Annotated in this window: 13 protein-coding genes; 5 read left to right on the top strand and 8 right to left on the bottom strand. The window is 63.8% G+C overall.

Translation table 11 applies throughout. From position 1 onward, the window contains the following. Positions 1–331: 331 nt before the first annotated feature. Positions 332–811 carry a DUF6301 family protein gene (locus tag ABZ909_RS42760; protein WP_357012030.1) on the top strand — a complete coding sequence of 160 codons (480 nt, stop codon included), beginning with the start codon at positions 332–334 and terminating at the stop codon, positions 809–811. 28 nt (positions 812–839) lie between these two features. On the opposite strand, the gene ABZ909_RS42765 is transcribed toward ABZ909_RS42760, so the two are convergent. Next, positions 840–1,145, bottom strand: coding sequence for a hypothetical protein (locus ABZ909_RS42765; RefSeq protein WP_357012032.1), 306 nt, complete (start codon positions 1,143–1,145; stop codon positions 840–842). A 379-nt stretch (positions 1,146–1,524) separates the two neighbouring features. On the opposite strand from ABZ909_RS42765, the gene ABZ909_RS42770 reads away from it, so the two are divergent. After that, positions 1,525–2,433, top strand: coding sequence for a MerR family transcriptional regulator (locus ABZ909_RS42770; protein WP_357012034.1), 909 nt, complete (start codon positions 1,525–1,527; stop codon positions 2,431–2,433). Positions 2,434–3,099: 666 nt separating this feature from the next. Here ABZ909_RS42770 and ABZ909_RS42775 read toward each other — a convergent pair. The 7 genes from ABZ909_RS42775 to ABZ909_RS42805 all read right to left on the bottom strand — a co-directional run bounded on the left by ABZ909_RS42775 (position 3,100) and on the right by ABZ909_RS42805 (position 8,233). Continuing rightward, complete coding sequence (locus tag ABZ909_RS42775) at positions 3,100–3,639, bottom strand: hypothetical protein (protein ID WP_357012037.1); 540 nt, start codon at positions 3,637–3,639, stop codon at positions 3,100–3,102. A gap of 295 nt (positions 3,640–3,934) precedes the next feature. Then, positions 3,935–4,444 carry a hypothetical protein gene (locus ABZ909_RS42780; protein ID WP_357012039.1) on the bottom strand — a complete coding sequence of 170 codons (510 nt, stop codon included), beginning with the start codon at positions 4,442–4,444 and terminating at the stop codon, positions 3,935–3,937. Positions 4,445–4,820: 376 nt separating this feature from the next. Continuing rightward, positions 4,821–5,669, bottom strand: a complete 849-nt coding sequence (locus ABZ909_RS42785) for a MerR family transcriptional regulator (RefSeq protein ID WP_357012041.1) — start codon at positions 5,667–5,669, stop codon at positions 4,821–4,823. Positions 5,670–5,684: 15 nt separating this feature from the next. Then, on the bottom strand, positions 5,685–6,446 hold the full coding sequence (locus ABZ909_RS42790; RefSeq protein WP_357012043.1) for an ABC transporter permease: 762 nt from the start codon (positions 6,444–6,446) through the stop codon (positions 5,685–5,687). 9 nt (positions 6,447–6,455) lie between these two features. Next, the gene (locus ABZ909_RS42795) at positions 6,456–7,241 is read right to left on the bottom strand and encodes an ATP-binding cassette domain-containing protein (protein WP_357012045.1); all 786 of its coding nucleotides are present in this window, start codon (positions 7,239–7,241) and stop codon (positions 6,456–6,458) included. 279 nt (positions 7,242–7,520) lie between these two features. Next, the gene (locus ABZ909_RS42800) at positions 7,521–7,841 is read right to left on the bottom strand and encodes a hypothetical protein (RefSeq protein WP_357012047.1); all 321 of its coding nucleotides are present in this window, start codon (positions 7,839–7,841) and stop codon (positions 7,521–7,523) included. A gap of 176 nt (positions 7,842–8,017) precedes the next feature. Next, positions 8,018–8,233, bottom strand: a complete 216-nt coding sequence (locus ABZ909_RS42805; protein WP_357012049.1) for a DoxX family protein — start codon at positions 8,231–8,233, stop codon at positions 8,018–8,020. 506 nt (positions 8,234–8,739) lie between these two features. Between ABZ909_RS42805 and ABZ909_RS42810 the strand changes: the two genes are divergently transcribed. The 3 genes from ABZ909_RS42810 to ABZ909_RS42820 all read left to right on the top strand — a co-directional run bounded on the left by ABZ909_RS42810 (position 8,740) and on the right by ABZ909_RS42820 (position 11,113). Continuing rightward, positions 8,740–9,123: a glycine cleavage system H protein gene (locus tag ABZ909_RS42810; protein ID WP_357012052.1), complete on the top strand. Its 384-nt coding sequence runs from the start codon at positions 8,740–8,742 to the stop codon at positions 9,121–9,123. A gap of 242 nt (positions 9,124–9,365) precedes the next feature. Further along, a complete protein-coding gene (locus ABZ909_RS42815; protein WP_357012054.1) occupies positions 9,366–9,596 on the top strand; it encodes a hypothetical protein in 231 nt (76 codons plus the stop codon). A 122-nt stretch (positions 9,597–9,718) separates the two neighbouring features. Further along, positions 9,719–11,113, top strand: a complete 1,395-nt coding sequence (locus tag ABZ909_RS42820) for a hypothetical protein (RefSeq protein WP_357012056.1) — start codon at positions 9,719–9,721, stop codon at positions 11,111–11,113. Positions 11,114–11,244: the final 131 nt, after the last annotated feature.

Raw genomic sequence — 11,244 nt, forward strand, 5'->3', positions numbered from 1 at the left:
CCGGGAACACCCTCAATCCGACACCCGACCAGCAAACACCCAGCCCGCGATTCGGGTGCCCACACTGGCAACAGAAACCCGCCAAACAAGCATATGGGCGCGGACACCGGCCATACGAGATCTCCAACCGGTCGGTCTGCTCGAGTCCGAGACGGCGCCAGTGCCGCCTCGAGATCGACCCCCCGGCCACATCGCCCCCGCTGGCTCTAGCGAACTCAAGTACGCGCTCATGCCGATTACAGGGCGATGCGCAGCCGCGGTGGAGGGGCTCAATCGGCGGGGAGGCGGTGCGGCCCAGCGGCTCTGAGACCGTCGGAAGTAGTCTCCGGGTATGCAGGCCGATATTGAGGGGGCTGTCCGAGCGGTCGAGGTCGCCAAGGACTTCCGCTGGACGTGGAAAGGCGATGACGTCTCGCGGTTTTGTGACGCAGCCGGATGGCAGATCGAAGACCAGCGGACGTACGGCGCCACACTCGTGACGGATCTCCAGATCGACAAGCCAGATTCGTTCGTGGGCCTCGATCGCAGTCTTCTTCATCAGCAGGGCGGTACGAAAGAGTCCGTGACGCACATCGACTTTAGATTCACCGATAGCCGACTTCCGGCTGGGCAAAGGCGCGCGATACTCGGTCAGCTGAATGAGCGGCTGACGGCAGTGCTCGATACTCCGACCTGGTCGGACGTCGAGGGGCAAGCTGCATGGTATCTCCGACGTGTAATCGTCCGTGTCGTGGCTGACGACGCTGCCACCTTCATCGATCTTGTCAATCCTCTGTATCAGAGATGGCGCGACGAGACGGAAGACCGCTAGGTCACCGATCATCAACGAAAGTGCCGTATTAACAGCACTTCTCGTGAACGTAGCGGGTGATGTCTGCGAGCTCTGTCTGCGGGCCAGTCACGCTGCCCTCGCCGTAGTTGTTCCACCGGAACCGTAGGACACTCGTGCCGTGTTTGAGGTGGACTCGGCCGTAATCGATCCAGGCGTCGGGGCCGTCGTACTCGTAGGTGCGCCTCCATCCGAGGTCTAGGTAGTGCTCGAGGAGCTCGTTGAAGCATTGGGTGGGGATGTGCTTCACCTCCGGCAGGCCGAGGATGCGTTCTCTCACACTGGATATGTGTGCATAGATCATGGTGCCGATCACCAGCTCGCTCCCCTCGGGATCGCTACGCCGAACGCAGATACTTCGGACGTTGGCTCTTCCCTCATACGATCGCATCCGGTTCTGGTGCACTGTCCACTGACAGGGTTCTCGTCAGGCAACAGTCCGCAGTCCCACCCAAACGCAACATAATGCCGCATACCGCGCTGACCGAACCGGCCAGCGCGGGGGCGCGGAAGATCAACGGGCAGGGGCCATCTGAGCTCGCCGGCCGAACGTCGTCAGTGCACGGTAATGCCGATGAGCGTTCAAAAGGTTCCGCGGCCTACGGGCTATAGCTCCGAGCCTGCGATCGGTGTCCGAGCTGGTGCGATGTGTTTCGAGTTGACCTGACAGTGGGTGGCAGGTGCAGGTTGGTGCCATGCACGAAGACACCGAACTGTTCACGGTCGGCCAGCTCTCGCAGCGAACTGGGTTGTCAGCGCGAACGATCCGATTCTGGTCCGATATCGGAGCAGTGACTCCGGTAGCGCGATCGGCTGGCGGATACCGGCTCTTCGATGCTGCCGCGGTCGAGCGCCTCGAACTGGTTCACACCCTTCGGCAGCTGGGCCTGGATCTGCCGACCGTGCACCGTGTCCTCGACCAGCAGGCGACCTTGGCTGAGGTTGCGGAAACTCATGTGCGTGCCTTGGACACGCAAATCCAGTCGTTGCGGCTGAGTCGAGCCGTGTTGAGCGCTGTCGCCAAGCGCGGCACATCCACACAGGAGATGACATTGATCCACAAGTTGGCGCAGCTGTCCGCGCGTGAACGTCAGCAGATCATCGACAGGTTCGTCGATCGAGTGTTCGCCGGAGTCGACGACGAGGACGCCTTGGTCATCGCGGAGTTCATGCGTGAGATGCCCGCCACTCTGCCCGACGAACCTTCGGTTGAACAGGTCGACGCCTGGGTGGAATTGGCCGAACTGGTCTCCGACGAAGGGTTCGAACAGGTGTTGCGCCACATGGTCGTCAACGGAGGCTCCGACAACCGCATCGAGTTCGGTCTCAACATCCGACCTTTGGTGATTGAACACGCTGGCCATGCTGTCGCAGCGGGTATCGCACCCGAATCCGAGCAAGGTCGAATGACCCTGGACCGCATCGTGCCGATGGACTTGTCTGCGACCGAACAGGTCTCACTCTTGACCTGGCTCGATACCGTCACCGAACCACGTGTCGAAAGGTATTGGCAGCTGCTGAGTCTGATCAACGGCCACGCACCTGAAGAGCCCAGCGTGCCCGCCTTCAAATGGTTCGCCGAAGCCCTGCGCGCGCATCGATAGGCGCGCACCTCGGGCAAACGCACTCATCTGCCGCATACCGCGCTGACCGAACCGGCCAGCGCGGGGCGTCGGCGGCCGGAACCCGGTGCGGTGCAGAACGTCCGCTACTAGCCGATTACACGACGTATGGCCTGCTGTTCTGTAGCGGGTGTGGCAAAGGGTGCCCCGGTAGTCCAGGAGCCGGGTCTGGTTCTGATTCAGTCTGGGTCAGCGGGGTCGGGGCGGCCTGGGAGTCGCCAGCCGAGTTCGTCGGCGCGTAGGACAAGTAGGTCCATGCAGTCGTGAAGATGTGGAAGCGGTTCCCCGAGATGTTCACGGACCGAGCGGATGGCATGAACGGGTTTGCCCGACATCATCAGATGGTCGAATTCGGCTCGGGCCTGTGCCGACATCCGATCCCATAGTTGTTGAGCCGAAACGCGTCTGGTCACTTGGGCACATCACCACATCCTTGGCCGGATGGCCAATCAGTTTCGTCGACGACGCGGGAACGGGAGGGCGAGCACCCAGTCTTGCACCACAAGCCGCGCTGACTGAACCGGCCAGCGTCGGGTGACGGAAGATCAACTATGCGCCCATCCGAGGTAGGCGCAACATCCTCGATTGCCGAATGGTGGGCGTGGTGCGCTCCTCGAACCACGGCGGAACACGTCGGCGCACTGCGATTCAGTCCGTGCTCGTGCAGCGCACCCCAGCACGCTGGGCCAGCCGTTCGTTTCCGACGAACAGGTACAGGTAGTTGGCCTCGTCGATCCTGCTAGCGTGGTCGAAGTCCTGCCGAGCCAGTCTCCGCACTGTCGCGCTGATTGTGCTGGCGAAGTGTTCGGGCCATCGGATGGTGCGTACGGCCACCACCGGTGCACGATCGACTTCGGCCAGGCCGACCGAAACGGCCAGATGCTGTCGGGATTCGACCAGAGGAAGGCCGGCGCTCATGCCTGGCGGTGTGTCTTCGTGCGGATTGAAGGGAAAACTGTTCCACCGGGTTTCGCCGAATCGATAGAGCAGGATCCCGTTGTGCCGACCCTCAAGCCAGGCGAATTGCGCTTGCGCGGTTTCGAACTCGGCAATCTGCTCAGCAGTCGGAGAGACCTGGTCGACGAGCAACAAGCACCCTTCAGTGGTCAAAACAAGTTCTGCCCCTGGCCAGCGCTGTATCCCCGAGTCGTAGTAGCCACCGACACACAGTCGCAAAGGATCCGCCACGCAGACCATCCTGTCCTGTGTGCGGCAAACCCGCACGCCACAATCCAACCGGACCCACCGCAAGGCACTACTTTGCCGCATACCGCGCTGACCGAACCGGCCAGTGCCCGGCATCGGAAGATCAACAGGCCGGCCGTGCCGATCCGAGGCCAGCGGAACCTCCGCAACTGCCGATTTCAGTGTCGTGTCCGCTCCGGCTTTCATCGGGAAACGTCCGCACCCGCGCCCAGACGATCCAGAGCTGTCTCAGCGCGCGCCAGCGAGCGCACTGAACTGCCGATTCCATACCGCGGCATCACTGGTCGACGGAATCGACAGCCTTGGCGGTCATAGAGGGCAGGGTCTGGACATCGTTGGCCGCGTACTGAACAAACGCGTCGATCGCCGCCGTGGCTGCTAGATAGCGTCGTTCATGTTCGTCCGCATCGCTGGCGGCCGCCCCGCTTCGCTGGATCCCTCGAACCGCTTCGATCGCTTCCTCTGCCAGTCGATGCAGCCGGGTATCGTCGGACAGCAACTTGACGCGGAGAAACTCCGTTTTCAGTGCTGCCTTCTTAGAAAAAGCTTCCGATCTCGTGTTCAGCTCAGCATCGGGATCCTGTCTCAGCCGATGCCATCTCTCGATTTGGTGATGGCGGTACTCGATCGCTGCGGCCGCAAAAGCGTTGTATGCATTCAAGCGATCCTGCCGCAGCCGTTCCGAGAAGCTCTGCTGGATCGTCCTTTGAGCTGACGCCCACTGAAAGTAGTGGGTAACAACGGATCCCAACAACGTCCCAGCAACGGCAATCAACGCGGTAATCACACGATCAATCTATCCGATATCGCCGGATCTTCTTGTGCTGCTATCGATCTGGAGGAGTGTCACAGCACTCTGCGGCCTCTGGTGCGTCTCTGAAGGCCAGGGCTCCGGAAAGCCTGAACGTACTCTTCTGCCGCATACCGCGCTGACCGAACCGGCCAGCGCGGGGCGCCGGCGGCCGGAACCTGGTGCGGTGCAGAACGTCCGCTATTGCCGATTACACGATGTCGAGATTGCGGCGGTTGTGATATCCCGACCCCGGTGAGTCATATCTCCAGGCCAATTTGGTGTTGACTAACCCGGCACGCTAGTGATCACTCGCCGCGCCGGACTCTTCCCGGGCATCATCGTCGAATGGCTCGGATCACTGCGACATTGGTCAGGTGACCGTCTCGTGCGCCGCGCGGGTGGTCGCATCGGATTCCCACAGTTCGGTGTCGCCGGTGGATGTTTCGTGCGGAGTGTGTCGGGCGGGCACACGTTCGATGCGGGTCCAGCCTCGCCAGCCTCGTTCCTCCAGGATCGCCAGGAGCCGTTCAGCGCTTGGCGTGGACCCGGCCACGGTCATATCCAGGAGCTGGACAAACTGGTCGTCGAGTCGGGCGGTGGCTGTCTCGCCGGCGTCGATGGCGCGCATCGCCAGGCGCTCGAGGACGTCGGCGATCTCGACGACTCGCGGATCGTCTGCCGCCCAGTCGAGCACGTCATTGAGCAGGCTGTAGAGCCGCACCATGTCGGGGTCGGCGAGTTGCGCGTGTTTCTTGGCGATCACGGCGTCGATCTGGTGGGGCATCTGGGCGGCGACCATGATCCAGGCGTCCCGCTCCATTTCGATGTAGCGCTCGTCGACCCCGAGAGCCCGCAATCTGTCGAGGTAGTCCACCACGCCCTGTGGAAGCGTCAGATGCTCTCCGGCAGCTAACCTGGCGAGCCGTTTGCGGGTGTGTTGCAGCTGCCGGACACGTGCGAGCAGCGCCTTGTCGATATCCTCGACACCTGCGGCGAACTCCTGTGGGTCGGCATCGAGCAGCTGCTGTACCCGGGCCAGTGGCACACCGGCGTCGGTCAGGGTGTGGATCCGGATCAGCTGCACGACCGCGGCCGCGTCGTAGGCCCGGTATCCGGATCGGTCGCGCTCGGGCTCGGCCAGCAGGCCTACCTTGTGATAGTGGCGTACCGCCCGCACCGTCACCCCGGCATACGCCGCCAGCTGGCTGATTGTGAGCATGGATTTCAGACTCCCTCAGGAGATCTTCCGGCGGTAGGTGAACATCGCGACGGCATAGGCCAGCACGAGGATACCGGCGCACCAGGCCAGAGCGGACCAGATATCGGTGCCGACGGGCTGCTGGGCGAACAGATCGCGGATGGTATCGACGATGGAGGTCACCGGCTGGTGTTCGGCGAACCAGCGCACCGGGCCGGGCATCGTCGCCGTGGGCACGAACGCCGAGCTGAGGAACGGAAGAAAGATGAGCGGGTAGGAGAACGCCCCACCGCCTTCGGCTGACTTCGCGCTAAGTCCGGCGATCACGGCGATCCAGGTCAATGCCAGGGTGAATAGGAGCAGAATGCCGATGACCGCCAGCCAGGCCGGCAGTCCCGCGTCCGTGCGAAAGCCCATGAGCAGCGCGATACCCACGACGAGCACCAGCGAGGTCACGTTGGCGACCAGCGAGGTCAGCACATGCGCCCACAACACCCCCGACCGTGCGATCGGCATGGAGTGGAAACGCTCGAAGACCCCGCTGCGCAGGTCCGTGAACAGCCGCAACGCGGTGTAGGCGATACCGGACGCGACGGTGATGAGCAGAATGCCGGGCAGCATGTAGTCCACATACCGGCCCGTCCCGGTCTGGATCGCACCGCCGAACACATACACGAACATCAACATCATCGCGATCGGCGTGACCGCGGTCGTGATGATCGTGTCGATGCTGCGAGTGACATGACGCAAGGTCCGACCGGTGAGAACTGCTGTGTCACTGAGGAAATAAGTCGTCATCATCGTCACCTAGTCGTTCGCGGGGGTGTTGTGGTCGCCGACGATGCTCAGGAAGATCTCCTCGAGGGTCGGCTGCTTCTCGACATACTCGACGCTGGCCGGTGGCAGCAGCTGCCGCAGGTCGGCGAGGGTGCCGTGCGCGATGATCCGGCCCTGATGCAGGATCGCGATCCGGTCCGCGAGCTGTTCGGCTTCGTCCAGATACTGCGTGGTGAGCAGCACCGTCGTGCCGAGCACGGCGAGATCCTCGATCGCCCGCCACACCTCGATACGCCCTTGCGGGTCCAGGCCGGTGGTCGGCTCGTCCATGAAGATCACCGGCGGATTCCCGATGAGACTCATCGCGATGTCCAGGCGGCGGCGCATCCCACCCGAATACGTCGACACCCGCCGGGTCGCCGCATCGGACAGCGCGAAACGATCGAGCAGATCGTCCGCAATCGCACCCGGGTTGCCGAGATGCCGCAGCCGGGCAAGCAGCACGAGATTCTCACGGCCGCTGAGAATCTCGTCGACGGCCGCGAATTGTCCGGTCAGACTGAACGACTCCCGCACGTTGCCTGGCTGCGCGGCGACATCGAAGCCGTCGACACAGGCCGTGCCCGCGTCGGCCTTCAGCAGCGTGGCCAGAATCTTCACAACCGTGGTCTTGCCCGCCCCGTTGGAGCCGAGCAGGGCGAAGACGCTGCCCCGCGCCACCTCGAAGTCCACCCCGCGCAGCACCTCGAGGTCCCCATACGACTTCTTCAGACCCCGCACCCGAATCGCCGCCGCGGCGGCCTGTTCGGCCGTCATGAGCGGATCCACTCGCTTGCTACAGAACACCCGCCGGTACCGATTCTCCTGATGAACATGGTCTTCCTTCCTGGTGGGAGCCGCCTCGGCAGAATGCGAGGACGTCTCGTGGCATCAGAATGGCGGGTTGCCCCAGGGGCAAGGTCAAGCCGGGACCTGAACTGCACGTTTCCAGCCGTCCGGGCTACCGCCGTGCCGACCAGCGGGTCTCGCCACGGCACGCGGACCCACAGCCGATACGGCGGGCACTCGACGACCGAGGCTCGGAGCGTCCGCTCATCAGCGTAAGTCGGCGGCCAGCTGGCCCAGCACCCGCCAGCGATGCCCGGTCGGCTCACATGCCACCGTCACCCCGGCGAACCCGGCCGCCGAGGCACGCTGCCCGGCCCAGTCCAACGCCACACCCATATCCCAGGCACGGCACCGGAATATCCTGCGGGCCAGCACTTTCGAATCATGATCGGTCACCACGACCACCTGCTTGCGGTCGGCCAGATCGACACCGACGATCGCATTCGAGGTCGGCACCAGCACCCGCAACCTGCTCAAACGCGCATTACGGTTGCGATCACCCCGCGACAACCGACTACCGTTACTCATCGAACGTCCTCCTCCTGCGATGGGACACCAAGCCCGACAAGCGCATCAGGACGACGTTCCCCACGTCCAGCACCCGAAGCACAGAACGTCTTTCTATGCCGATTCCAGAGTGTTCGGACATCGCGCACGCGACTTGAAGGCGGACAACCGAGACTGTGAGGTTGGGCTCCTAGAGTTCAGGCGACATTGAGAACGAGCACGACTGACGTCTCGATCGAGAACGCGAGGAAGATCATGGCTCCCAGCATGTTCCGGTCACCGCTGCGGAGGTGGGCGACGATCGCGCCGGTGAAGTAGAGCAACAGCCCGATCGCGGCGGCGATCGCGAAGGGCGGGAACCAGATTCCCCAGAGGAGACCGACCGTCGCCGCGATCTGCAGGCGCCCGAGCACGGTGAGGGTGGGGACTACGCTTCCGCGGGTCGGGCAGCCGGAAATATCTGCGATAACCGTTCTTGAGGCCGGATCTCGGCCGATTGTGCCAGTGGAACGAACCACCTTGCCTTACAGCATATTTCGACGTAAGTGCTCGATTCCGAGCAGTTGCACCGCTACCCCCGGATTTTCCGGGGCCGGGGCGGCGGTGGGTGACGAAGACCGGCCCCGACCGCGGTGATCTGGCGGGCGATACGGCCGAGGTATTCGGCGATCTACATGGGCGTCAGGACGTCTCCGTCGAGGCCGATGGTCCCGCCCAGACATAAGCCTGACACTCGAAAAGGCGCCTCGCTCATCCGATTCCGGGTTTCGGGCGAGACGACGATCCGGCACTGCTCGTCCGGTCCCTCCGGGGGAAGTCCAATGGCATTTGCCTCGCATGGTCCTTCGTCCGTCGCTACCGTTCCCCTGGATGGGTCAGCCCCTGCAAGGACTAGTAGCTGCTACCGACGGAGTTCGCGATGTACTCGATACCGGCCGATCTCAGGTACACCGACGACGACCACGAGTGGGTCCGGACCGAGTCCGATGGCTGCCTGACTGTCGGATTCACCGAACCTGGCCTGCAGACGCTCGGTGAGATTGTGTTCCTCGAATTGCCCAGGGTCGGCGTGCGGGTCGAAGCAGGTGGCGCTGTCGGCACGCTGGAAACGGTCAAGGTAATCACCGATATCGCCACGCCGGTCAGCGGCGAGGTTGTCGCGATCAACTCCGACGCTGCCGGCGCCCCGGGTGACATCAACCGCGATCCCTATGGGGCGTGGTTGTTCCGGATCAAGCCGGACGCCGGGGCCTCCACCGACCACCTGCTCGACGCAGCCGCGTACAAGAGACTCGTGCGCTGACACCAGGCTCGAACCGCACAGACGAACTAGTCGAACATCCGCTCTTGCCGCGAAGGTCCAGGGTAGGCAGCCTCACCGACCGCCAGCGGTGAACAGCCGAGCAGAACTGGACGAGACCCGATGAGACCGCGCCGGACCGTACGAGACCGGGGCACGCATTCGGGTTCGGGTGTCGGTGTGCGGGGCCACAATTCGTGGATGAGGAACCGTACAAAACGGGCAATGGTGGCGGGGGTTCGGTGATGGGCGAGCTGCGCCAGGACCTCACCGACACGATCGCCGCGCTGCGATCCGGCCGCGTGAACGGCGACCGGGAGGCACTCAAGGCGTTCCGTGCACGTCTGGAACGGCTCGGCTTCCGGCTGAAGGACGTCTTCGATACGAGCCAGCGCACCGAACTCGCCCGGCTCCACCGCGAAGCGACAGCCCTGTGGCAGACGTTGTGGCAGAAAGCGTGCACCCCGCCGTCGTGACCGGCGGATCAGCCCGCGGCGTGGCCTGAGATGGGCCTTGTTTTTCGCACGAAACTACCGGGAACCAATAATGCTGCCCACCACTGGGAATCGACGGTATGGCAGGTAGAAACACTTCGGTGATGCGTTTGCGAACGACGACGGCCGCCCACTCTGGGCACGCCGAATTCACGGTGATCGTGCGAGAGCCGGTGCCCGACACCGCCATGGTGCGGGCCATCCTGGATCTGTTGCGCGACACGGTTCTCGGTGGCCAGTGGATCGAACCGCGGCAGGTTGTTCGTATCGGCGGTCGGCTGTTACGGGTCATCGCGCGCGAGGATGGCACGCTCGGGCTCGAGGAGGAGGTCACGCCCGAGGTGTGGTCGGAACAGGTCGACGAGACCATCACCGATCTGCATTATCAGCAGACCGTGTGCGCCAGACTCGAACTGGAGATGTCCGACGGCGGTGTCGCCGGACCGGATCTAGTGCCACTGCGTCCGTGCGCGCGTACCGCGGGCAAACTCGGGTTCCGCCGGAATGTGGGCACCCCAGAACCGGGCATGTCGGGCTGGTTCCTGATCTGCCTGGACGAGCACGACCATGAGCCCGTGGGCTTCTCGACGCTCGGACAGGTGCTGGCGGAGTTGCCGTATCTGCGGCAGTTCCTGGCGCTGCCGCCGGACACCACCGTGATCATGGAACCGCCGGTCACGCTGGCGGGCAGCGTCCTCGCCACTGTGTCGCGCCACGGTGCGGACATCACCCACGGCGGCATCTGGTTCGGGCCGCGACGGGCACCGCTATCCATTGCGCGGGCGCGGTACGGGCTCGGGAGTTTCGGAGATGGGCTGACCCGCACGATGATCGGTGAGCAGCTGGGCCTGCCCGATGTGGTCGCGCGGGTCGCTCTGACCTTGGCGGCGGAATCTGGGGCGTGGTGGGTGGCGTGGGTGCTCGACGACATCCAGGACGCCATCGCCGACGGCACCCGATTCACCGCCGGGCAGACCGTGCGGTCCGGCTGGCGCACGCTGCGGTTGGTCGAGCGGCCCGATGGGCTGCTGGGCCTCGAGGAACGCGTCACCGGCGACCGTTGGGTAGAACAGGTCGACCATACGCTGCGCGAGTCGTGGACACAGCGGCAGGTGGTCGGTGGACTGGGATTGGAGGCCAGCATCGACTTTCCCGCTGACACCCAGTTGACCGCCGTCGCCGACTGCGTGGATGAGACGGTGTCCGCGCTGACGCTCTCGCGCGATTCGCTCGGCGACTCGATGCACTCGGGTTGGACGGTGACCTGCGCACGTTCGCATGCGCACGGCGTTCGACGGACCCGCACCCTGTGGGAACTGGCCGAGTCACTGCCCTTCGTCACCGCGTTCCTGGCCCTGCCCGCACCGATATCGGTACGCATCGACACCTCACGCGGCACTGACACGACCGCCATCCGCGCGCGAGTCCTGTGGTGGGACAGGGAACTTCTGCCCGAACCTGGTTCCTACACCGCCGAACTCCTGGGTACCGAGGCCTGATCGGGAGCGTCACCAGCCGCAAGGCAGGCACAGGGGCTTAGCCTCGATCCACCGATGGGCTTGTGCCCGTCGGTGTTTGATCAATGAGAAAAGTGTCCTTCGAGCTGGGATGATCACTGTTGTCTAGGCAA

Origin of the sequence: Nocardia sp. NPDC046763 (assembly GCF_040645495.1) — a bacterium.
GTDB lineage: Bacteria > Actinomycetota > Actinomycetes > Mycobacteriales > Mycobacteriaceae > Nocardia.

Bases quoted from the DNA above. Each gene is read 5' to 3' on its own strand.
- ABZ909_RS42760 (WP_357012030.1), top strand. From the start codon at position 332: ATGCAGGCCGATATTGAGGGGGCTGTCCGAGCGGTCGAGGTCGCCAAG.
- ABZ909_RS42770 (WP_357012034.1), top strand. From the start codon at position 1,525: ATGCACGAAGACACCGAACTGTTCACGGTCGGCCAGCTCTCGCAGCGA.
- ABZ909_RS42785 (WP_357012041.1), bottom strand. From the start codon at position 5,669: ATGCTCACAATCAGCCAGCTGGCGGCGTATGCCGGGGTGACGGTGCGG.
- ABZ909_RS42790 (WP_357012043.1), bottom strand. From the start codon at position 6,446: ATGACGACTTATTTCCTCAGTGACACAGCAGTTCTCACCGGTCGGACC.
- ABZ909_RS42795 (WP_357012045.1), bottom strand. From the start codon at position 7,241: ATGACGGCCGAACAGGCCGCCGCGGCGGCGATTCGGGTGCGGGGTCTG.
- ABZ909_RS42800 (WP_357012047.1), bottom strand. From the start codon at position 7,841: ATGAGTAACGGTAGTCGGTTGTCGCGGGGTGATCGCAACCGTAATGCG.
- ABZ909_RS42810 (WP_357012052.1), top strand. From the start codon at position 8,740: ATGTACTCGATACCGGCCGATCTCAGGTACACCGACGACGACCACGAG.
- ABZ909_RS42815 (WP_357012054.1), top strand. From the start codon at position 9,366: ATGGGCGAGCTGCGCCAGGACCTCACCGACACGATCGCCGCGCTGCGA.
- ABZ909_RS42820 (WP_357012056.1), top strand. From the start codon at position 9,719: ATGCGTTTGCGAACGACGACGGCCGCCCACTCTGGGCACGCCGAATTC.